The following is a 21,684-nucleotide window of genomic DNA, read 5'->3' as shown; positions in this document are numbered from 1 at the left end:
CAACCCCTTACCGTGACGTCACTCCGGGCAGAATGCACAACATCTCAAACAACAGGTTCGCTGCCGTCAGCGCCGTGTTACCCGAGGGATCATAGGGCGGCGACACCTCGACAAGGTCGCACCCCACCACATTCATGCCCGCCAATGCGTGGATCAGTTGCAGCGCCTGCGGTGTGGTGAGGCCGCCAATCTCGGGTGTGCCTGTACCGGGGGCAAAGGACGGATCCAGGCTGTCGATGTCATACGAGATGTAGACAGGATGATCCCCAACCGTTTTACGAATCTGCGAGCCGATCTCGGTCAAGTTCTGCTGCCATAATTCCCAGGCCGGGAACTGGCGGAAGCCCCAGCCTCTGGCTTCGGTAAAATCCGACGCCGCATAGCCCGAACCGCGAATGCCGATCTGGAATGTCTTGTCCGGGACGATCAGCCCTTCTTCATAGGCACGACGGAAGACGGTGCCGTGTGTTTCCTTCTCACCGAACATCTCATCATTCACATCCGCATGTGCATCCACATGGACCAGCGCAACTGGCCCGCGCTTGGCCGCTATCGCCCGCAGAATCGGCAGGGTAATCGAATGATCGCCCCCCATCGCGACCGGAATCACTCCCTGCGCCAAAATGGCGTCATAACTCTCCTTAATGATCTTCAGACTGTCGGCCAGCGAGAAGGTATTGATTGCCAGATCGCCGATATCCGCGATTTGCAGGCTGTCGAACGGGGTCGCAGAGTTTGCCATGTTGTAGGGCCGGATCATCGCACTTTCACTGCGGATTTGCTTTGGCCCGAACCGCGTTCCTGACCGCCATGACGTACCGATATCCATCGGAATGCCCAGCACCGCCACATCCAGCCCGGCCAGTGTGTCCGCCTGTGGGAGGCGCATGAACGTGTTCGGCCCCGAAAACCGCGCCAAATCATTGCCGCTGATGGGTTGGTTGAAGTCTGTCATGCCCGTTACTCTCCCGTCCGGTCTTTTGGTTAACCAAATACCGGAAAGATGGCTAACCAAAGGTTAAGGCTGCAGCTTGTTCCACCCCAGCAAGCAAATGATCTGCGTCGCCACATGCGCCCCGGCTATCGCGGTCGCTCCGGACGTGTCATAGGGCGGAGAGACCTCAACCACGTCGCCGCCCTTTATATTGATCCCGGCGATATCGCGTAGAATGATCTGGGCCTGAATGGAGCTCAGCCCACCCCAAACCGGTGTACCAGTACCGGGGGCGAATGCAGGGTCCAAACCATCGATATCGAAGCTCAGATACACGGGGCTGTCGCCAAGAATGCCTTTGATCTTCTGCGCCACGGCTGCGGGGCCGGATTCGTAGACTTCACGCGCGTCGATGATATTGACACCCAGCGTGTCCTCATTGGTGGTACGGATACCGACCTGAACCGAGCGTTTCGGGTCCACTATCCCCGACTTCACCGCCTTGTAGAACATCGTTCCGTGATCAACGCGCGTCATGTCGTCGTCGGCCCACGTGTCTGTGTGCGCATCAAATTGCAGCAGAGACATCGGCCCGTATTTTTCTGCATAGGCCTTGAGGATCGGGAAACTGATATAGTGATCGCCGCCCAGTGAAACTGAGGCCACGTCGGCGGCCAGAATAGTGCGGATATGGTCGGTCAGCGTGTCGGGAAAAGCCGGAATGTTGGCGTAGTCATACGCCACGTCGCCATAGTCGACAATCGCTAGCTCGCTTAGCGCGTCAAAGGGCCAGCCATAGGGCGCATCGGGCGACTGCAGCGCGCTGGCCTCTCGAATTGCGCGGGGTCCAAGACGGGTACCGGGGCGGTTGGTGACCGCCTGATCGAAGGGCACGCCGGTCACGGCAATATCAACGCCTTTCAACTCCTTGGTGTACAGCCGTCGTAAAAACGAGGTTGCTCCGCCGAACGTGTTCTCAAACGACAACCCCTTGAGATCCGGGTTGGTAAAGGCTTCGTCCACCTGATTTTTTGCGTCTTCCAGTGCCATATCTTCCCCCCATCAGCCCAACTGCTGCGCCTTTTCAACGATGCGCGCAAAGAAGGAGGCCCCCACCGGCGCGATCTCGTCGTTAAAGTTGTATTTCGGATGATGCAGCCCCGCACCCTCGCCCTGCCCAAGGAACAGGTAAGCGCCGGGTCTGGCTTGCAGCATATACGAGAAATCCTCAGCCCCCATTTCGCGCCCGGTATTGGCAGTCACGCGGTCAGCGCCTGAGATTTCGCGGGCTACGCTAGCGGCGAATCCGGCCTTTTCGACGTCGTTGATCGTTGCTGGGTAATTCACCTCGTAGTCCAGCCGAGCCTCAACCCCGTATGAGGCCGCTTGCCCTTGCACGATCTGCTCCATCCGCTCCATCACCATTTTCTGAACAGCCGGATCAAAGGTACGCACGGTACCGTTGATATAGGCTGTATCCGGGATCACGTTATTGACCGTACCTGTGTGGATTTGCGTAACCGAGACGACCAGATCTTCCAGCGCATAGTGGTTGCGGCTGACAATCGTCTGGATCGCCTGCGCAACACCACAGGCAGCCATCACAGGATCGCGGGTTTCATGCGGCATAGCCCCGTGCCCCCCTACACCCTGAATATAGACGTGAAACGTGTCCACTGCCGCCATAATTGGACCCGGCGTTGTGTAGAATGCCCCCTCGGCAAACCCCGGCGCGTTATGCAGCGCGTAGACCTGGGAAATATCGAACCGCTCCATGATCCCCTCTTCGACCATGACACCAGCGCCACCGCCCTCTTCCTCGGCAGGTTGGAAGATCAGCGCCACGCGGCCGCGGAAATTCCGTGTCTCGGCAAGGTAGCGCGCGGCCCCCAGCAACATCGTGGTGTGCCCGTCGTGACCGCATGCGTGCATCTTGCCGGGATTCGTCGAGGCATATTCAACGCCGGTCTCCTCAGGGATCGGCAAAGCATCCATGTCAGCCCGCAAACCAATGGTTGGCCCCTCGCCCTGCCCGTTGATGATCGCCACAAGGCCAGTCTTGGCGATACCCTCGTGCAACTCATCCACGCCAAACTCTCGTAGTCGGTCGATGACAAAGGCCGCAGTTTCATGGCATTCGAACGCAAGTTCAGGGATCGAATGCAGGTGCTGGCGCCATGCGATCATATCGGCAGAGAAATCGGCAATTCGGTTGACGACGGGCATCTGGGGTGGACTCCTGATCCTGACTGCGGAATGGATGCATCTGACACCGGAAAGAAAGGGTTCGCAATGGCCGAAAATCCTCTGATCCACGACAGCGACGCGGGGATTGAGCGTTTGCTGGAAATAATGCGCCGCCTGCGCGACCCGGAAACAGGCTGCCCGTGGGACATTGAACAGGATTTCGGCACCATCGCACCCTATACGATCGAAGAGGCCTATGAGGTCGCCGACGCTATCGAGCGTGAGGCCTATGATGAGTTGAAGGGCGAGCTGGGCGACCTGCTGTTCCAATCCGTTTTCCACGCGCAGATGGCCGAAGAAGCCGGGCATTTCACCTTTCAGGACGTGGTACGCACCATGTCAGACAAGATGGTCGCGCGACATCCGCATGTGTTTGGAGACGAATCTCGGGACAAATCGGCTGATCAACAGACCGTGGATTGGGAAACAATCAAAGCCGCCGAACGCGCCGGTAAGGAACAAAAAGGCGCTTTGGATGGCGTTGCGGCAAACCTTCCCGCCCTGCTGCGCGCGCACAAGCTGCAGAAACGTGCTGCGCGCGTCGGTTTCGACTGGCCCGATGCCAGCCACGTGCTGGCCAAGATCACCGAAGAAGCCGCCGAGTTGGAGGAGGCGCGCAACAGCATGGACGCGGACGCGCTCGAGGATGAATTCGGCGATCTGCTGTTCGTGATGGTCAATCTGGGTCGCCATCTGGGCATCGAACCCGAGGCCGCACTACGCCGCACCAATGCCAAGTTCACCCGTCGTTTTGAACAGGTTGAGGCTCGCTTGGCCTCCCGTGGCAAAACGCCGACGCAAAGCGATCTGGCAGAGATGGATGCGCTTTGGGACGAAGTCAAAACTGAAGAGCATCGCGCCAACGGCAAACTCCCGCCAGTGGATGCAGTTGCCGATACGTAAATCGGCTAGACAAGCGCGGTGACACTTGCGAGTGTCCGCGCTTCAAGACCCCGGAGGCGAAACATGGCACCGCGCAAAATCATCATCGACACCGACCCCGGTCAGGACGACGCCGTCGCCATTCTTCTGGCTTTGGCCAGCCCCGAAGAGATCGAAGTACTTGGTATCACCGCCGTTGCCGGAAACGTGCCGCTGGAACTGACCGCAAAGAACGCCCGCATTGTTTGCGAACTGGCCGGACACACACACATACCGGTTTATGCCGGGTGCGATACCCCAATGAAACGTCCTTTGGTTACGGCCGAACATGTGCACGGCAAAACCGGGCTGGACGGACCCCTCCTGCCCGACCCGGAAATGCCTCTGGCGGATGGGCACGCGGTGGACTTCATCATCGACACCCTGCGCGCGCATGAGCCCGGAACCGTAACGATTTGCCCGCTGGGACCTTTGACCAACATTGCCACGGCCTTTCAGAAAGCACCCGACATCATCGACAAGGTGCAGGAGGTCGTATTGATGGGTGGTGCCTATTTTGAGGTTGGCAACATCACACCCGCTGCCGAATTCAACATTTACGTCGACCCGGAAGCCGCTGAAATTGTGTTCAAATCTGGAGCTCATATCGTCGTCATGCCGTTGGACGTGACCCATGATGCACTGGTCACACCGCATCGAATCGATGCGTTCCGGGCACTGGATAGCAAAGTCGGTCATGCCGTGGCTGAGATGACCGACTTTTTCGAACGCTTCGACAAGGAAAAATACGGCTCGGAAGGGGCACCGCTGCACGATCCCTGCGTAACAGCCTATTTGATCCGGCCAGAGTTGTTCTCGGGCCGCCATATCAATGTTGAGATCGAAACGCAGTCCGAACTGACGCTGGGCATGACCGTGGCCGACTGGTGGCGTGTCACCGACCGCGCCCCGAACGCAATGTTCATGGGCGACGTCGACGCCGCCGGATTCTTCGACCTGCTAACAGAAAGGCTAGCCCGCCTATGAGCGCCGCACTAAAACTCGCCCGCCCTGAAGATCTGGATCGTCTTATGGGGCTGGTCACGGCTTTTCACGCCGAATCCGGGATCACTCAGGATGCCGACCAAACCCGCAACGCATTAGCCCCCTTGCTAGACGGCATCCCCCACGGTTGCGTCTATCTGATCGGTCCCGGTCGCGCGCCGCTGGGCTATATCGTGCTGACATTCGGCTGGTCGGTGGAATTCGGCGGAATGGACGGCTTTGTCGACGAGATATACATCCGCCCAGCAGTACGTGGGCGCGGGATCGCCACCGAAGTTCTCCTAGCTCTGCCGAAAGCTCTAGCAGGAGCGGGCCTGACAGCCTTGCATCTTGAAGTCGACCGCGCCAACGAAACCACACAAAATTTGTACCTGCGAACAGGTTTCAAACCGCGTGAACGGTATATGCTGATGAGCAAGCCGCTTTAGCGCGCCTCTACCCCCATATCCATGCCTGGTATGTCCATGCTCATGACAGGATCATTTGCCGAAACGGTCATACCGGTAACCGGATAGGTACCTGGGCCGGAACAAGCGGACAGTACCCCAATCGAGAGAATGGAAATCGTCAGAAGGAACTTTGAAACAGTCATCGTATTCTCCTCTCTGCAATAGAGAATGAATAGCAAGAACAGTTTACCATACGTTAGGAACTAGTTCACACATAAAGGCCATTAAACAGACTCTTCATGAGCATTGCGTTGTGAATCAACAGCTTGGAGGGCGAAATAAATTCCTCCAAAAGCTGACAATCTGATGATTTCAACCGGGGCTTGTTTTTCGGCAGACTTCGGGACAAGACATTCTACAAATCAACGGAAATTCGCCGAGAAACGAACCGCAACCCATTAATAATGTTAATTTTTTCTAATCATTATCTGCAATAAGCGCGCCTGTTTTTTCGTCGCGAACAAACCGGCTACCAGTCGGCGCCCCCAGAACAGATAAAATACTGTCATCCCTGTTTAATACCGAACCTATGGCAACGTATTCGGGAACAATCTCATCATAGGCTTCATATTCAGCGTCGGATAGCTCCATGACATCCGCCCGAATTCGCCAGCCTGTGTCGGGATATTTATCGCCCTCTTCATGCTCGGGATCTTCCCGATACAAGAACCCCACGCGAGCGCGCCCTTCTAGTACAGCAGGGTCTACGAAACACCGGGCAAACCAGTTGTCAAAATCGGATGAAAACCTGGCTTTTTGATCAGGATCTTCCCAGTAAACCGCGATGATGTGGTGTAGCTCAAACTCGACGGCGTCGCCGCAGGTCAACCCGGGGATGTCAGAGGGATCATTGTCAAGCGTACCTTTAAGCTGGTCGCCCTGCCGCTCGTTTACTTCAACCCACATACGCTCAGCGTCATACTTTTCCGAGGCAGGTATCGCGCTGAACATTAATTTGACAATCACGCCCGGTCTAACCTCGGCCAACTCCTCGGCGCTTGGCAGATAGAACGTATACGGGCTTTCCAGTTTTCTCGGACGCGGGTCCAGCAGTCTAAACGTGGGTTTCACCACAGCCCCCTCCCAAGAAAAACGGGGGCCGAAGCCCCCGACATTCGCGTCATTTCAGGATCGACGCCCCGGCGTATTCGGCGACCTCACCCAGAGATTCCTCGATACGGATCAGCTGGTTGTACTTGGCCAACCGGTCGGACCGCGCCAGCGAGCCGGTTTTGATCTGACCGCAGTTGGTCGCCACCGCCAGATCGGCAATGGTGGCATCCTCAGTCTCGCCCGAGCGGTGCGACATCACGTTGGTATAACGCGCGCGGTGGGCCATATCGACTGCGCGCAGGGTCTCGGTCAGCGAACCAATCTGGTTCACTTTGACCAGCATCGAGTTCGCACAACCGCGCTCGATCCCCTCGGCCAGTCGCGCGGGGTTGGTCACGAACAGGTCGTCACCAACCAGTTGCACCTTGTCGCCAATGGCATCAGTCAGGGATTTCCAGCCGTCCCAGTCATCCTCGGACATACCGTCTTCGATTGAGATGATCGGGTAGTCGTTGACCAGCGCCGCCAGATAGGCTGCATTTTCTTCCGAGGTCAGCGAGATGCCCTCACCTGCCAGCACGTATTTGCCGTCCTTGAAGTACTCAGTGGCGGCGCAATCCAGCGCCAGGTGGATTTCTTCGCCCGGTTTGTAACCCGCCTTTTCGATGGACTTCAGAATGAAATCCAGTGCCTCACGGGTGCTGGCGATGTTCGGGGCAAAGCCACCCTCGTCGCCGACACCAGTGGCCAAACCAGCGGCGGACAGTTCTTTTTTCAGCGTGTGAAACACTTCCGAGCCCATGCGCACCGCTTCGCGGATGTTCGCGGCGGCGGTCGGCATGATCATGAATTCCTGAATGTCGATCGGGTTGTCGGCGTGCTCGCCACCGTTGATGATATTCATCATCGGCACAGGCAACACGCGCGCCGAGGTGCCGCCCACATAGCGGAACAGAGGCTGCGTCGTGAAATCTGCGGCGGCTTTTGCAGTCGCCAGCGAGACACCCAGAATGGCGTTGGCACCCAGGCGACCCTTGTTCTCGGTTCCGTCCAATTCGATCATGGTTTGGTCGATGGCGACCTGCTCGGTCGCGTCAAAACCCACCAGTTCTTCGGCAATTTCACCGTTCACGGCAGCGACAGCTTCCAGTACGCCCTTGCCCATGTAGCGCGATTTGTCACCGTCCCGCTTTTCCACCGCCTCATAAGCACCGGTCGACGCACCCGAGGGCACAGCGGCGCGGCCCATGGTGCCGTCTTCCAGAATCACGTCCACTTCAACCGTCGGATTGCCCCGGCTGTCCAAAATTTCGCGTGCGTGGATGTCGATGATGGTGCTCATGAGGCCCGTCCCTGTGGCTGCAATCAGTTGCACGCCTCTTAGCATCACCGGGCAAAAAGTAAACCATTCACGTTAACGCTAACACGGCTGTAGGCAGATGTTTGCGCCAACCTGCGACGATCCGTCAGGCAGCGACCGCCATCTGCCGGGCCAGCCTACGTTCGCGGATGAATGTGTACATGCCCGACCCCATGATCAGCGTGGCCCCAACCAGCGTAATCGCATCGGGGCGTTCGCCGAACATCAGCATGCCTGCCGCAATCGAGAAGATCAGGCGGGTGTAACGGAATGGCGTCAGGGCCGAGGCCTCACCAATCCTCATCGCCGTGACGATGCCGTAGTACCCTATGACACCAAAACCGACAGCTCCGAGATACGGGCCGATTTGTGCGGCTTCCAGCGGAACAACAGGTTGAGCAAAGAAAACCATCAGAGCCATACCTGACAGGGCCACCGCCACATAGGCCTGCATCGCTACAACGGACGAAGCGACGCGAACGTCCAGTTGTCGAGTAATCAGATCGCGCGCGGCGATAGCGATCACGGTTGCCACAACAAACAGAGACTCGGGCTGGAATCCTGCAAATCCCGGGCGGATAATCATCAAAACGCCCATAAAACCGAAGCCAATCGCACTCCACCGGCGCCAGCCGACTTTTTCGCCCAGAAACAACGCAGCCCCCATTGTGACGGCCAGTGGCAGTGCCTGAAACACGGCAGCCACAGTGGACAGGTCGACCAGAGACAGCGCAGTGACAAAGGTCAGCGCCCCGACCGCCTCGGTGCCGGCCCGCGCCAAAGGTAAGGGTTTCCACGCCACGGGATCAAAGATGCGTTTGCGCGTCGCGAGGGACATCAGCACAAAGACAAGCCCACAGACCACACCAAGAACAACCATGATCTGGCCGGTCGATACGCTGACCGACAGGTGCTTGATGAACATATCCTCAAGCGCGAAAGCCGCCATCGCGACGACGACCAGCACTATGCCGTGTACGTTGTTCATAGTCATGTCCGTAGATACTTGCGCTCGCAAATTGCGCCACTTACCCCACGAAAAGCGCAAGACACCCGTTCAGGCAAGCATTATCCGCCCGGAAAACATGATTTCCCGTGCGCCCACCGTTCGCGTTTTGTGATGAGTCAGTCCTGTTCCAGCGGTACGCCGTACAATTCCAGCCGATGGCCCTTAAGCTTATATCCAAGCTTGGCCGCGATTTTTTCCTGTAGCGCCTCAATCTCGGGGTCGACGAATTCGATCACCTCACCCGATTGCATATCGATCAGGTGATCGTGGTGGTCACGCTCGGCATCTTCATAGCGCGCGCGCCCGTCGCCGAATTCCAGACGTTCAAGAATCCCCGCCTCTTCGAACAATTTCACGGTCCGATAGACGGTGGCGATGGAAATACCCGAATCTTCCTGAGAGGCACGGGAGTAGAGTTCCTCGACATCCGGATGATCTTCGCTTTGCTGCAGCACTCGCGCAATCGTACGGCGCTGTCCCGTCATGCGCAGGCCTTTGGCTTCGCAACGGGCGATGATCGTGTCGGACATGAGTGACCCTCAAAGTAGTTCGGTTCTCTGTCTTAAACCCTAAGCGCGGATCACGCCACAGGGTATTTGCACCCTAGGCTACACGCCGCAGGTCGGCCCAAACCGGCAAATGGTCCGAGGCGATATGCGCCGGACGCGCGCTGTGTACGCCATGCAGCACCGCCTCAAGCCCTTCGCCCAGCGCGATCCGGTCCAGCGCGCCCAGCGGCTGTGCGGCGGGAAAGCTTGGGACTGGTGGCAGGAACTGCATATCGGGGGCCAAATGGTCCAGCACCGGCTGGCGTGACCATTCGTTGAAATCTCCGGCCCAGACGGTGGGCATGTGGTTCAGTTCATTGTCGAAATGACGAATATGGGTGATCTGTTGGCGACGAGACGCCGACAAAAGGCCCAGATGCATTCCCATCACTCTCAGCGGCCCGATATGTGTATCAAACTCGACCCGCACCGCCCCCCGAGGCTCCAGCCCCGGAAGGTCGTGATGCCCGGTCTTCCGCACCCGGATTGCGTCGCCCCGCCAGATCACGGCGTTCCCATGCCAGCCCAGACTGCCGGCACCGCCCAGATCGACGATCTGCCATCCGCCTTCATCCAGCATGAAATGCGGTAGCGCCGCGGGGCGCGGCGGTAAACGTTTATCCGCCTCCTGCAATACCACTATATCGGCCTGCATGCTGTCGATTACCTGTAGGATACGCTGCGGCTGACGTCGGAGATCGAGTCCGACGCATTTCTGAATGTTGTAGCTGGCGATACGCAGGGTCGATTGAGGTTTCATGAGGCTCTGTTCATTCCAATGGAACCAGAGTGCCACGCTGCTCGCTGGGTGCAACCCCTTTAACAGCAGCAATACAGACTTAGCCCCGGCTCTACAGCGCGACAAAGACGTTTGCCTAAGAAACGACCAGCTAAAGCTGTTTTCCTTGATCCGTTACCCGCCAAGGCTCTATCCCGTCATAACGGCGGTGGCGCATTGCCAACCCATCGGAGGGATCAATGGTTTCAAGCAGTATCCAGTCGGGCAACACCACACGCGCCAGCCTCGTCCTGGTGATTGGCGGCATGATGTGGGGCCTCTATTGGATACCCGTTCGGTTCTTCTATGACCTCGGGCTGACTGGCCCATGGCCTGGCATCGCGATGTATAGCTCTGCGCTTCTTGTTCTGGTTCCCTTGGTCTGGCACAAGCGGCACACGCTGGCGGCGCAATGGTGGGATCTCATGATCAGCGGCATGTTCACAGGCGCAGCTTTCAGCTTGTATTCAATCAGCCTTGTTTACACCGAAGTCGTCCGCTCGATCCTGTTGTTTTACCTGACACCTATATGGGGCACGATACTGGGCGTCGTATTTCTTAAAGAACGCATTGGCATTGGGCGCATCATCGGCCTGCTTTGCGGGATCGGGGGGCTATTCGTTGTCCTTGGCGACGCAGGCGGCCTGCCCTGGCCCAAGAATTTAGGTGACTGGCTGGCCCTGGCCTCTGGCATGTGCTGGGCGCTGGGTACGCTCGGCCTGTATCGCACAAACAGTATTTCTTTGTCCGGACAGGTCCTGTCCTTTGTTCTAGGCGCGATGGTCCTGTCGCTGATTGGCCTCGTGTTTTTACCGGGCCCCATACGACCAGACATTGCAGGAACAGATACGCTCCGAATACTGGTCTTCGTTTTGCTCTCGGCCCTCTATGTCCTGCCGATGATTTTCATGACCATCTGGCCCGCGACAAAACTATCCCCGGCACGCGTCGGTATTTTACTGATGAGCGAAGTGGTGGTCGGGCTTGCCTCAGCCGCAGCCCTTTCCGGTGAGCCGTTCGGCCTGCGTGAACTGCTGGGCGCAACCCTGATCGTCAGCGCCGCCGCATTGGAAATTATCCGGGAATGAGGGCGCTTCCCAACCAAACTATGTCCCGCAAAACGTCGCGTGTACCACTTCCTTCTCGGTCGGAGGATGCGTCAGGTCACTCGCTTCAGGTTGGTCCTCGTAGGGATGTGCCAGTACCGCGTTCAGCCGATGGAACGGAGCATAGTCTCCCTGAACGGCTGCTTGTATCATCTGCTCAATCCGGTGGTTGCGCGGAATGAAAGCCGGGTTGACGGCTTTCATCACCGCCTGCGGGTCTTGTTCGCGCTCCTGCCGAGCGCGCCAGCCTTTGGCCCATTCATCATAGGCTTCAGGGTCAAGGAACTGATCGCGGGCATTGTCACCGCCCAGCGCCCGGAAGGTGTTGGTAAAATCCGCACTGTTATGCGCCATTCTGGTCAACAGGTCGGTAATCAGCGCCTCATCGCCCTTTTCTTCAGTGATCAGGCCGATCTTGGCGCGGAAGTGTTTCAGCCATTCCTGCTGGATCAGGCCAGGCATCGCATGCACGATCTCAGTGGCTTCTTGCACGGCACTTTCAGGATCATCCAACTGTTGGATCAGAGCCGTCGCCAGTTGCGCCAAATTCCACACTGCGATGTCCGGCTGGTTGGAGTAGGCATAACGCCCCATTCGGTCGATCGAGCTGTAGACCGTGTTCGGGTGATACCTGTCCATGAAGGCACAGGGGCCATAGTCGATCGTCTCGCCTGCTATCGAGGAATTGTCGGTATTCATCACCCCATGAATAAAGCCAACGCTCATCCATTGCGCAATCAGCCGCGCCTGCGCATCCCGCACTTCGCGCAACAGCCCCATTGGTCCATCGGCCTGCGGATAGTGTCGGTCGATCGCGTAGTCGGTGAGCCGCTTGAGGTTTGCGACCTGCCTACGCCCTGCGAACACCTGAAAAGTACCCACGCGCAAATGGCTTTTAGCGATACGGGTCAGGACCGCGCCGGGCATTGGGCCTTCGCGCAGCACGACCTCGCCAGTTTCGACAGCAGCCAGGGCGCGGGTCGTAGGGATACCAAGCGAATGCATCGCTTCGGAAACTACATATTCACGCAGCACCGGCCCCAGCCAAGCCCGGCCATCACCCCGGCGGCTGAAGGGCGTCTGCCCCGAACCTTTCAACTGAATGTCTCGTCGCACTCCATCAGTACCAACCGTTTCCCCCAACAAAACAGCGCGCCCGTCACCGAGTTGAGGGTTGTAGGTCCCGAATTGATGCCCTGAATAAAGCTGTGCAATTGGCTCGGCCCCTTCGGGCAGCGTGTTACCCGCAAAGGTCTCGGCCATCTCCTGCACATCTCCGGGCGAGATGCGCAGGATTTGCGCCAACCCTTCGTTGAAGGCTACCAAACGGGGAGCACGCACAGGCACAGGAGCCTGACGCGCAAAAAACCCGTCAGGGAGGCGGGCGTAACTGTTGTCGAACGGGATAGTCAGCGTCATGACGCAAACATATTGCTGAAATGCACAAATACCATAGCGGATCGCACGCCCGCGTGCATAATCGCCCCGAACTGAAAAAGAGATCATCATGACCGCGCTACAGATCATCAAGCACCTAGCCCTTCAGCGCCACCCAGAGGGCGGCTGGTTCCGCGAAACATGGCGCGCCGACAACGAAGGCCGCGCTTCTGGCACCTGTATCTATTTTCTACTGCAAGCGGGTGAACGCAGCCACTGGCACCGCGTCGACGCCACCGAGATCTGGCTGTACCACGCCGGCGCCCCATTGACCCTGTCGCTCAGCGCCACCGAAGACGGCCCCGCAACCAATCAACTGCTGACTCCGGACCTTACGAAAGGCGCTCCACAAGTGATCGTGCCGACGAACCATTGGCAATCGGCGCAGACGACCGGAGATTTTACTCTGGTCAGTTGCACAGTCTCACCCGGGTTCGAATTCGACGGGTTCGAGCTGGCCGCGCCTGGGTTCGATATCCCAAGCCGCTGAGACATGGACCATCGCGCCCTCATAGCGTCAATCCCGTCCGAGGCGAAGGAAAGCCTGCAAAAGCGGTCTGATGCGGCAGGGCTTCGGCATTTAGCGCTATATGGCGCACTGCTGGCAGCCACCTCCACCTGTATCGCATTCAGAGTTCCTCTTTGGCCTCTGTTTGTCTTACCTCAGGGTATCTTACTGGTCTTCCTGTTCACCCTCAGCCACGAATGCACGCACAAAACACCGTTTCGTAGCGGCTGGCTAAACGATGTCATCGGGCATCTGGTCTCAATTCCAATTGCCCTACCCTTTACTTGGTTTCGCTATTTCCACCTGGCCCATCACAAATGGACCAACCACCCAGAGAATGATCCGGAACTGAGCGGCAAACCCCGGCCCGGGAATTGGCGAGACCTGCTGATCTATCTCAGCGGTTGGACGTATTGGGCAGCGATGGCACAGGTTCTGATCCGAAACGCCATTAATCGGATTGACGCGCCCTACCTGCCTGCCCGACAGCACGGGGCTATGCGCCTTGAAGCACGGCTATTGCTGGGTCTGTACTTGGCGGCTGTTCTTAGCCTGTTCTATTCTATGACACTCTTCTGGCTATGGTTTCTGCCGGTGCTGATCGCGCAACCGTTCCTGCGCCTCTACCTGCTGGCCGAACACGGCATGTGCCCTCCGGTCGCCAATATGCTCGAGAATTCCCGCACCACATTCACCAATCGCATCGTCCGGTTTCTGGCGTGGAACATGCCCTATCACACCGAGCACCACGCCTTTCCCAACGTGCCTTTTCACCAATTGCCTGCCTTACACGGTTGGACCAAGGCGCACCTGAAGTCGACCTCGGATGGGTATTCTGAATTTGCGGTGGACTACGTGAAATCCCTGTAACTCTGTGCGTTCAACAGGTTGCAGCATCACCCCGACCGATATGTGTAGATCTCAGTCGACACGTAACTGGTGACTAAGTCGGAGTGGTCAACACCGGCGGCGTGTCGAAACCGTTTCGCCAAGCGACCATACATAAAACTGGATCTTCCAGCGTCTCCATCGCGTGAGGCTGATTGCTTTCATGAAACACTGTGCTGCCCTCGCCGAGCGTTTCATCCGGGCAACCCTTGCGCTTGAACACCGCGCTTCCAGATATCACCAGATACGTCTCTTCTGCCGGATGATGATGCCACGGATAGTACAGCCCGGGGGGCATGTAGACGACCCACATCCGAATCTGCCGCGATGAGAAAGGCCCCCCTTCACCAACGATAGAGTAACACCCAAAGTTGTTCAGGAACCGTTCCCCGATATTTGTGTGCTTGTAGGTTTCACGCCAGACGACGTACGGCGCCGCGTCTATAATTGCGTCTTTGAGTTCGGCATAGGTCTCAGAAACCAAACCCGTCTCCTGCCGCAGAACGTCACCGCACGGGCGATGGAAAGGCGTGATCGCCTGCCGCGCAACGTCGTCCGGATAGGGTGTGAAGGACATCAACTCGGAATGCCCGATGTAAGCATCGCGCGAAAGGCGAAGCAGCCTCTGGTAAATGTCGCTTTTGTTCATGTTGGCAGGAGATACCCGGAACTTTCATCCGAGCTAGCCTACACGCGACACTACTCAAAAAGTTTTACTGGGCTTTCTGGTTCTGCAAGCAAGAACCGCGTCGAACACCTTTCAGCCACCCGCGCGCAACGAAACCGCACTTACCACGCCTCCGCCGACCAACGCCTTCACGCCCGTCGTCCCCGGGCATGAGGTTGGTAAGCCCCGCGCAATGCGCACCGCGAGATAAGCAAAGGCTTGCGCTTCGAGCATATCTCCGTCCAGACCAACTGCCTCGACCGGTTCAACCGGGCAGTCCAGTGAGACGCGCAGCATCTCCATCAGCACCGGATTGCGCCGTCCACCGCCTGTCACCAACACGCGGGAGGGTGTCTTGGGACAATGCTCCATTCCCTGCAGCACTCCCGCCGCGCACATGCCGGTCAAGGTCGCCACGGCATCAGCGTCGGACAGCTCTTTCACCAGCCCGATCATCTCGGCAAAGTCGTTACGGTCCAGCGATTTCGGCGGCATGCGGGAAAAGAACGGCTCAGCCAGAAACAGCTCCAGCGCACCCATTTCAACCGTGCCGCCGCGGGCCACCTCGCCATCCCGGTCCATCGGCTGCCCAAGACGTGCCTGCATAAGATCGTCAACCGGTGCATTTGCAGGACCAGTGTCAAAGGCCAGCAAAGCCCCCGGCGTTTCCGGTCCATCAAAGCTGGGGTCGACATAGGTCAGATTCCCCACTCCGCCAAGATTCAGGAAACACAGCGGTTCCGTGGCTCCGATCCACTTGGTGCAGGCGAAGTGGAAGAAGGGTGCCAACGGGGCGCCTTCGCCTCCCATAGTCACGTCATCACTGCGGAAATCCCAGACGACCGGAACGCCCAACGCCTGCGCCAGCCCCTTTCCATCGCCCACCTGCAATGTCCCGCGCCCGCGTGGTTCGTGTGCAAGGGTCTGACCATGGAAACCGATCAGGTCGATCTCTTCGAATTCAGACAACGCCTCGGCATGGGCAATGGTTACCAACTCGGCAGCCGCATCCACGTTTGGCCCGTGCCATTGCCCAAGCGCTGATCGCAGGACTTCCCGCTCCTGATCAGAGTAAGCCCGGTATCCGCTTGGACCAAATCCTAGTATGCGCAGCCCGTCTGTCTCGACCACAGCGGCGTCCACGCCATCAAGTGATGTCCCGGACATTGCGCCCAACGCCCTGATTGCGCCTATTTTGCTGATCGCACGGCTCACGTTCGCCCTCTTATAGCCTGTCGCACCCGTTTCTCGGCGCGTTGCCCACAACCTGCACGGTAACGTAAAGCCAAGGCAAGCCACATCGTGTGGAGCTCGCGTTTTTCTTGGAAATGGTGCCTTTTCCTCGACCAACGCGCCGCCTATACAGTGCCCCGCAACATCAACCCAAAGGGCACGATATGACCTACCACCCCAAATCAGATTTCATCGCCACGATGATCGAGCGCGGCTTTCTCGCCGACTGCACTGATTATCAAGGCCTTGACGAAGCGCTGATCAGTGGGTGTAAACCGGCTTATATCGGCTTTGATGCCACGGCAAAGTCGTTGCATGTGGGCAGCCTGATCCAAATCATGATGCTTCGCTGGTTCCAAAAAACCGGCCACCAGCCGATCACCCTGATGGGCGGCGGCACCACCAAGGTGGGTGACCCGTCATTCCGTGCGGACGAACGCCCCCTTCTGGGCCCCGAACAGATCGACGAAAACATCTCCGGCATCAAAAAGGTGTTCTCGGCTTATATCGACTATGACACCGACGCCGAAAACAAGGCGCTGATGCTGAACAACGCCGAGTGGCTGGACGACCTGAACTACCTCGATTTCCTGCGGGACATCGGGCGGCACTTCTCGGTCAACCGAATGCTGAGCTTTGAATCGGTGAAATCACGGCTGGATCGTGAACAGTCGCTGAGCTTCCTCGAGTTCAACTACATGATCCTGCAGGCCTATGACTTTCTTGAGCTGAACCGTCGTTATGGCTGCGTTCTGCAGATGGGCGGCAGCGACCAGTGGGGCAATATCGTCAACGGGATCGACCTGACCCGCCGTGTGCTGGATCACGAGATTTATGGCCTGACCTCGCCCCTGTTGACCACCAGCGACGGCAAGAAGATGGGTAAATCTCAGGACGGAGCAGTCTGGCTGAACGCCGACATGCGCTCGCCCTACGAGTTCTGGCAGTTCTGGCGCAACACCACCGACGCGGATGTCGGGCGTTTCTTGAAACTCTACACTGAAATGCCGGTGGATGAGTGTGACCGTCTGGGTGCGCTGCAAGGATCCGAGATCAACGAGGCCAAGATCTGCCTCGCCAACGAAGTGACCACCCTTGCACACGGTGCCGAAGCTGCGGCGACCGCCGAGGCTACCGCCCGCGAGGTATTCGAAAGGGGCGGTGTGGGCGGAGACCTTCCCACCCTGACCCTCAGCGCGGCTGAGTTGGGCGACGGCATGTCCATCGTTCAGATCATCGTGAAGTCTGGCCTGGCGAAATCGGGCAAAGAGGCCAAACGCCTGATTGCCGAGAACGGAGCCAAACTGGACGACGCGCCGCTGACTGATGCGGGGCTCATGATTGACGCCGGTGCCTTGTCGTCTCCGATCAAGCTGAGCGCGGGCAAAAAGCGCCACGCCTTGGTCCAGCTGGGCTAATAAAAACCTAAATAAAAAAGCAGAACGGCCACCCGATTGGGTGGCCGTTTTCTTTTCCGAAGGTGTGGGGACGATTACCGTTTGCCGCCATTGCTGCCACCGTTGCCGTGACCGCCGCCGCCATGACCGGAACCATTGCCGTGGCCGTTGTTCCCGCCGCCGTTTCCGGTTCCGGGGCCAGAGCCACCATTATTGCCTCCGCCGTTACCGGAGTTCCCGTTGTTTCCGTTGCCATTGCCAGGGCCGCCATTGTTCCCGCCGTTGCCGCCACCATCACCCGGGTCGCTACCACCGTCACCGGGATCGCTACCACCGTCGCCGGGGTCGCTGCCACCATCACCGGGATCACTGCCGCCATCGCCAGGGTCACTCCCGCCGTCGCCGGGATTGCCGCCACCAGGGTTACCACCCCCTCCGCCTGTATTCGAACCCAGACCGGCAGACTGCTCGCCTCCGCGGTTTTCACCCGCGTTACCGGACGCGCCGATTGACCCTGTCGGCTGATCAGTCAGCAAAGCGGCTAGTCCCGGGCACTGCGCAGACGTATTGCGCAATGTGGTTGCGAAATCGGAACGCGACTGAAGGCGCTCCAAAAAGCTGGGAGTCACCTGCTGGCAGTCGCACATCGCCTGATAATCCCCCCGGTTTGCCGCATCCCGCGCGGTTTTCCAGTTGCAAACCTCGGGTGCCGCAGCCGCATTGCTCGCCGCCATAACGGTTAATAACGGTGCTGCCACAAGCGCAGGAATTCCTAATTTCAAACTCTTACCCATAACCTTTGTCTCCTTGCACGGCGTCTTTTCGACGCGTCATCTAGCTGGATATCGATGTGAGACTTGAGCATTAAGCTTGATTAAAGAGTGTCTGACAAAGGCTTGAGAAAAGGCTTAGACCGCAGGAAATCTGCGCCAAAATTATGGACAGGGCCTAAATCTTTGCATTAAATGAACATGCGTTCATATCTTTGAAGGAAGGAACCACAATGCATTTGGCCACCACATGTGCGATTATCACGGGCGGCGCATCAGGACTGGGCGAAGCAACCGCACGCCACTTCGCAGAACAAGGTGCGCAGGTCACCATTCTGGATCGAGATGCCACGCGTGGCGCGAATATCGCGGCCGAGATTGGCGGGCACTTTGCTGAGACAGACGTGACTGACGAAACCTCAGTCGCGGTCGCTATAGCTTACGCGAAAGGTAAGATGGGACGTATCACGGCCACCATAAACTGCGCCGGAATTGCCTATGGCATCAAGACAGTGGGAAAGGACGGCCCCCACCCTCTGGATGCGTTTCAACGCACTATCGACATCAATCTGGTTGGAACTTTCAACGTCTCGCGACTCGCCGCCACCGAGATGGCAAAGAACGAGCCTGAGCCGGACGGTGCTCGCGGGGTGATCATCAACACCGCATCGATTGCAGCGTTTGACGGGCAAAAAGGTCAGGCAGCTTATGCAGCCTCGAAAGGGGGGGTCGTTGGAATGACCCTACCAATGGCGCGAGACATGGCCTCGACCGGGATACGAGTAATGGCAATAGCCCCCGGCATCTTCATGACCCCGATGCTGGCTGGCCTGCCGGAAGAAGTACAACAGCAACTGGCCGCCGACGTTCCCAACCCGCCTCGCTTGGGCGACCCGCGTGAATACGGACGATTGGCCGGGTTTATTGTCGAGATGGGCTACCTGAACGGAGAAGTCATTCGCATCGACGGCGCCCTGCGTATGCGTTAGGCCTTGAATATGACTGAGCGGGAAAAAATGCAGGCCGGGCAATGGTATTGTTGCCTGGACCCGGCGCTGGAGGTGTTACGTGCTCAGGCCCGGCGCGCGGTTCACGCCCATAACACCTGCACGCCGGATGACCGTGGCGCAATAGCACCCGAACTTCGGGACCTTTTCGCCAGCGCTGGAAACAATTGTTTTATCGAGGCACCCTTCCATTGCGCCTATGGGATGAACGTTAGCTTGGGCAACCGAGTATACTTCAACGCAGGCTGCGTGGTTCTTGATACTGCGCCCGTCCGTGTAGGAGACGACACAATGTTCGGCCCCCATGTTCATATCTATTGCGCCCAGCATGCCAAGGACCCCGCTGAACGCGCTCGGGGCCTTGAAATCGGGCTGCCAGTGACAATTGGCCAGAATGTCTGGATTGGCGGAGGTGCCATCCTGATGCCCGGCATCACAATCGGCGACAACGCGACCGTCGGCGCGGGCGCCGTTGTAACGAAAGACGTCGCCGCGGGAGAAACGGTAATCGGAAACCCTGCCCGACCGCTGGATCGGCCCTAGGCGCCCTCAGCTTTTTCTTCGAGCGTCAGCCACTCATCCTCAGCCGCGGCCAGTTTTTCCTGCCGCTCAACCAGCGCCTCGGTCGCCTTCTGGAATTTGACCGGCTCGCGGGTAAATAGTTCGGGATCGGACATGAGCTCTTCCAGCTTGCCGATTTCGGCTTCAAGCCGGGCGATTTCGGCGGGCAATTTTTCAAGCCGGTGTTTCTCCGAGAAAGACAGACCGGATTTGGGCTGGTTTTCTTGCTTCACCTTTGGCTTGGAGGGTTTTGTTTTCTCGACCTTCTTTTCAAAAACGTCCCCACGCTGGGCGATATAGTCAGACCACCCGCCCGCATAGACTGTGGCACGACCATTACCCTCCATCGCGATGGTCGTAGTGGCCACACGGTCCAGAAAGTCCCGGTCATGGCTGACCAGCAGAACGGTGCCGTCATAGTCATCCAGCAGTTCCTGCAACAGGTCCAGCGTTTCCACATCCAGATCGTTGGTCGGTTCGTCCAGCACCAAAAGGTTCGAGGACTTGGCCATTAGTTTAGCCAGCAACAACCGCGCTTTTTCGCCGCCCGACAGGGACTTAACAGCCGCTCTTGCCTGCCGTTCATCGAACAGGAATTCCTTGAGGTAGCCGACCACATGTTTGGGCTGGCCGCCCACCATTACCTGATCGGCCTTGCCCGACACCCGCATCTCGGGGTCGCCGGTCAGGCTGTCCCACAGGCTCATTTCAGGGTCCAACTGCGCGCGGGTTTGGTCAAACACCGCAACTTCAAGATTAGTACCCAAGGTCACCGAGCCCTCATCCGGCTGCTCTTGGCCCAAGAGCATATTCAGAAGTGTCGTCTTGCCAACACCGTTGGGTCCGACAAAAGCCACCCGGTCGCCACGTTGCACCAACAGGTCAAAGTTCCGAACGATCTGCTTGTCGTCAAAGCCCTTGGCTAACCCTTTAGCTTCAATCACTTTTCGACCCGACTTCGGTCCAGCCTCCAGCGTCATCGCAGCCGACCCTTGCCGCTTGATCTGTGCAGCTTTTTCGGCCCGCAACGCCTGTAAAGCTCGTACTCGACCCTGATTGCGTTTGCGCCGAGCGCTAATGCCTTCAACGGCCCATTTGGCCTCGGACTTGATCAGACGGTTCAGCTTGTGGCGCTGTTGGTCTTCTTCTTCCCAGACCTTGTCACGCCAGGTTTCGAATGCTTCGAACCCCTGTTCCTGCCTCCGCACGGCACCGCGATCAATCCACAGGGTCGCGCGAGTTAGTGCACGCAGAAAGGCGCGGTCGTGTGAGATCAGCACGAACGCTGCGCGGGTCGATCCTAATTCACGCTCCAGCCACGCGATGGCTTCAATATCCAGATGGTTGGTCGGCTCGTCCAGCAGCATCAGGTCAGGCGCTTCAGCCATCAGCTTGGCCAATGCCGCTCGCCGACGCTCACCGCCCGACGCAGTTTCGACCGAACGGGACGGGTCGAATTTCAATCCCTCACCGGCGCGTTCAACCTTGTACAGTTCCCCCGGCTCCAACCCGCTGGAGGCATAGTCGCCAAGCGTGGCAAACCCTTCCATTCCGGGGTCTTGCTCCATGTAACCCACTGATTTCCCAGGAGGGACTACAATCTCACCCTGATCAGGTTCGACCAAACCGGCCATAACTTTCATCAGGGTGGATTTACCTGACCCGTTTCGCCCAACCAAGGCCACACAGTCGCCCGGCTGAACCACCAGATCAAGCTCGGAAAACACCGGATCACCCCCGAAAGTCAGGGAAATGCCGGACATCTGCAACAAAGGAATTCTCGCCATGCCCGCCAGCTAAACCGGC

General features: G+C 58.0%; 23 protein-coding genes. 9 read left to right on the top strand and 14 right to left on the bottom strand.

The window, feature by feature from the left end; all coding sequences use genetic code 11:
* Nucleotides 1-7: 7 nt before the first annotated feature.
* The 3 genes from speB (ABLN94_RS01900) to ABLN94_RS01890 form a co-directional block, all read right to left on the bottom strand.
* Complete coding sequence (speB, locus tag ABLN94_RS01900) at nucleotides 8-955, bottom strand: agmatinase (protein WP_352988584.1); 948 nt, start codon at nucleotides 953-955, stop codon at nucleotides 8-10.
* 63 nt (nucleotides 956-1,018) lie between these two features.
* Nucleotides 1,019-1,984, bottom strand: coding sequence for an agmatinase (gene speB / locus ABLN94_RS01895; protein WP_352988582.1), 966 nt, complete (start codon nucleotides 1,982-1,984; stop codon nucleotides 1,019-1,021).
* 12 nt (nucleotides 1,985-1,996) lie between these two features.
* The gene (locus ABLN94_RS01890) at nucleotides 1,997-3,160 is read right to left on the bottom strand and encodes a M20 aminoacylase family protein (protein WP_352988580.1); all 1,164 of its coding nucleotides are present in this window, start codon (nucleotides 3,158-3,160) and stop codon (nucleotides 1,997-1,999) included.
* A gap of 66 nt (nucleotides 3,161-3,226) precedes the next feature.
* Between ABLN94_RS01890 and mazG the strand changes: the two genes are divergently transcribed.
* The 3 genes from mazG to ABLN94_RS01875 all read left to right on the top strand — a co-directional run bounded on the left by mazG (nucleotide 3,227) and on the right by ABLN94_RS01875 (nucleotide 5,535).
* A complete protein-coding gene (gene mazG, locus ABLN94_RS01885; RefSeq protein WP_352988995.1) occupies nucleotides 3,227-4,084 on the top strand; it encodes a nucleoside triphosphate pyrophosphohydrolase in 858 nt (285 codons plus the stop codon).
* Between the two features lie 63 nt (nucleotides 4,085-4,147).
* Nucleotides 4,148-5,089 (top strand): nucleoside hydrolase, encoded by a 942-nt coding sequence (locus tag ABLN94_RS01880; RefSeq protein WP_352988579.1) that lies wholly within the window; start codon nucleotides 4,148-4,150, stop codon nucleotides 5,087-5,089.
* Complete coding sequence (locus ABLN94_RS01875; protein WP_352988577.1) at nucleotides 5,086-5,535, top strand: GNAT family N-acetyltransferase; 450 nt, start codon at nucleotides 5,086-5,088, stop codon at nucleotides 5,533-5,535. Before ABLN94_RS01880 ends, ABLN94_RS01875 begins: the two co-directional genes overlap by 4 nt.
* On the opposite strand, the gene ABLN94_RS01870 is transcribed toward ABLN94_RS01875, so the two are convergent.
* The 6 genes from ABLN94_RS01870 to ABLN94_RS01845 all read right to left on the bottom strand — a co-directional run bounded on the left by ABLN94_RS01870 (nucleotide 5,532) and on the right by ABLN94_RS01845 (nucleotide 10,286).
* Complete coding sequence (locus ABLN94_RS01870) at nucleotides 5,532-5,699, bottom strand: hypothetical protein (RefSeq protein WP_352988576.1); 168 nt, start codon at nucleotides 5,697-5,699, stop codon at nucleotides 5,532-5,534. The genes ABLN94_RS01875 and ABLN94_RS01870 overlap by 4 nt on opposite strands.
* A gap of 274 nt (nucleotides 5,700-5,973) precedes the next feature.
* On the bottom strand, nucleotides 5,974-6,627 hold the full coding sequence (locus tag ABLN94_RS01865; RefSeq protein WP_352988574.1) for an immunity protein Imm33 domain-containing protein: 654 nt from the start codon (nucleotides 6,625-6,627) through the stop codon (nucleotides 5,974-5,976).
* Nucleotides 6,628-6,676: 49 nt separating this feature from the next.
* Nucleotides 6,677-7,951, bottom strand: a complete 1,275-nt coding sequence (gene eno / locus ABLN94_RS01860) for a phosphopyruvate hydratase (protein WP_352988572.1) — start codon at nucleotides 7,949-7,951, stop codon at nucleotides 6,677-6,679.
* Nucleotides 7,952-8,075: 124 nt separating this feature from the next.
* Nucleotides 8,076-8,957, bottom strand: coding sequence for a DMT family transporter (locus tag ABLN94_RS01855; RefSeq protein WP_352988570.1), 882 nt, complete (start codon nucleotides 8,955-8,957; stop codon nucleotides 8,076-8,078).
* A 137-nt stretch (nucleotides 8,958-9,094) separates the two neighbouring features.
* Nucleotides 9,095-9,508, bottom strand: a complete 414-nt coding sequence (locus tag ABLN94_RS01850) for a Fur family transcriptional regulator (RefSeq protein WP_170489341.1) — start codon at nucleotides 9,506-9,508, stop codon at nucleotides 9,095-9,097.
* A 73-nt stretch (nucleotides 9,509-9,581) separates the two neighbouring features.
* A complete protein-coding gene (locus ABLN94_RS01845; RefSeq protein WP_352988568.1) occupies nucleotides 9,582-10,286 on the bottom strand; it encodes an endonuclease/exonuclease/phosphatase family protein in 705 nt (234 codons plus the stop codon).
* A gap of 218 nt (nucleotides 10,287-10,504) precedes the next feature.
* Between ABLN94_RS01845 and ABLN94_RS01840 the strand changes: the two genes are divergently transcribed.
* Nucleotides 10,505-11,392: a DMT family transporter gene (locus ABLN94_RS01840; protein ID WP_352988567.1), complete on the top strand. Its 888-nt coding sequence runs from the start codon at nucleotides 10,505-10,507 to the stop codon at nucleotides 11,390-11,392.
* Between the two features lie 18 nt (nucleotides 11,393-11,410).
* On the opposite strand, the gene ABLN94_RS01835 is transcribed toward ABLN94_RS01840, so the two are convergent.
* Nucleotides 11,411-12,829 (bottom strand): protein adenylyltransferase SelO, encoded by a 1,419-nt coding sequence (locus ABLN94_RS01835; protein ID WP_352988993.1) that lies wholly within the window; start codon nucleotides 12,827-12,829, stop codon nucleotides 11,411-11,413.
* Between the two features lie 88 nt (nucleotides 12,830-12,917).
* Between ABLN94_RS01835 and ABLN94_RS01830 the strand changes: the two genes are divergently transcribed.
* Together ABLN94_RS01830 and ABLN94_RS01825 are read left to right on the top strand one after the other, a co-directional pair.
* On the top strand, nucleotides 12,918-13,337 hold the full coding sequence (locus ABLN94_RS01830) for a cupin domain-containing protein (protein WP_352988565.1): 420 nt from the start codon (nucleotides 12,918-12,920) through the stop codon (nucleotides 13,335-13,337).
* Nucleotides 13,338-13,340: 3 nt separating this feature from the next.
* The gene (locus ABLN94_RS01825) at nucleotides 13,341-14,225 is read left to right on the top strand and encodes a fatty acid desaturase (protein ID WP_352988563.1); all 885 of its coding nucleotides are present in this window, start codon (nucleotides 13,341-13,343) and stop codon (nucleotides 14,223-14,225) included.
* A gap of 73 nt (nucleotides 14,226-14,298) precedes the next feature.
* On the opposite strand, the gene ABLN94_RS01820 is transcribed toward ABLN94_RS01825, so the two are convergent.
* Both ABLN94_RS01820 and ABLN94_RS01815 read right to left on the bottom strand, forming a co-directional pair.
* Complete coding sequence (locus ABLN94_RS01820; protein ID WP_352988561.1) at nucleotides 14,299-14,892, bottom strand: dimethylsulfonioproprionate lyase family protein; 594 nt, start codon at nucleotides 14,890-14,892, stop codon at nucleotides 14,299-14,301.
* A gap of 111 nt (nucleotides 14,893-15,003) precedes the next feature.
* Nucleotides 15,004-16,125: an anhydro-N-acetylmuramic acid kinase gene (locus ABLN94_RS01815; RefSeq protein WP_352988559.1), complete on the bottom strand. Its 1,122-nt coding sequence runs from the start codon at nucleotides 16,123-16,125 to the stop codon at nucleotides 15,004-15,006.
* A gap of 182 nt (nucleotides 16,126-16,307) precedes the next feature.
* Here ABLN94_RS01815 and tyrS point away from each other — a divergent pair, with 182 nt between their 5' ends.
* A complete protein-coding gene (tyrS, locus tag ABLN94_RS01810; RefSeq protein WP_352988557.1) occupies nucleotides 16,308-17,561 on the top strand; it encodes a tyrosine--tRNA ligase in 1,254 nt (417 codons plus the stop codon).
* A 74-nt stretch (nucleotides 17,562-17,635) separates the two neighbouring features.
* Here the strand turns inward: tyrS and ABLN94_RS01805 are convergent, their stop codons facing one another.
* Nucleotides 17,636-18,334, bottom strand: a complete 699-nt coding sequence (locus ABLN94_RS01805) for a hypothetical protein (RefSeq protein WP_352988555.1) — start codon at nucleotides 18,332-18,334, stop codon at nucleotides 17,636-17,638.
* A gap of 209 nt (nucleotides 18,335-18,543) precedes the next feature.
* On the opposite strand from ABLN94_RS01805, the gene ABLN94_RS01800 reads away from it, so the two are divergent.
* Together ABLN94_RS01800 and ABLN94_RS01795 are read left to right on the top strand one after the other, a co-directional pair.
* Complete coding sequence (locus ABLN94_RS01800) at nucleotides 18,544-19,299, top strand: 3-hydroxyacyl-CoA dehydrogenase (protein WP_352988553.1); 756 nt, start codon at nucleotides 18,544-18,546, stop codon at nucleotides 19,297-19,299.
* Between the two features lie 9 nt (nucleotides 19,300-19,308).
* Nucleotides 19,309-19,860, top strand: coding sequence for a sugar O-acetyltransferase (locus tag ABLN94_RS01795; protein WP_352988551.1), 552 nt, complete (start codon nucleotides 19,309-19,311; stop codon nucleotides 19,858-19,860).
* Here the strand turns inward: ABLN94_RS01795 and ABLN94_RS01790 are convergent.
* Nucleotides 19,857-21,665, bottom strand: coding sequence for an ABC-F family ATP-binding cassette domain-containing protein (locus tag ABLN94_RS01790; protein ID WP_352988550.1), 1,809 nt, complete (start codon nucleotides 21,663-21,665; stop codon nucleotides 19,857-19,859). The two genes, ABLN94_RS01795 and ABLN94_RS01790, sit on opposite strands and share 4 nt — an antisense overlap.
* Between the last annotated feature and the right edge of the window lie 19 nt (nucleotides 21,666-21,684).

The organism is Ruegeria sp. SCP11 (assembly GCF_040329455.1).
GTDB classification, from domain to species: domain Bacteria; phylum Pseudomonadota; class Alphaproteobacteria; order Rhodobacterales; family Rhodobacteraceae; genus Ruegeria; species Ruegeria atlantica_E.
The sequence above is the reverse complement of the archived record's forward strand: the minus strand, read 5'-3'. Positions and strand labels throughout refer to the sequence as shown.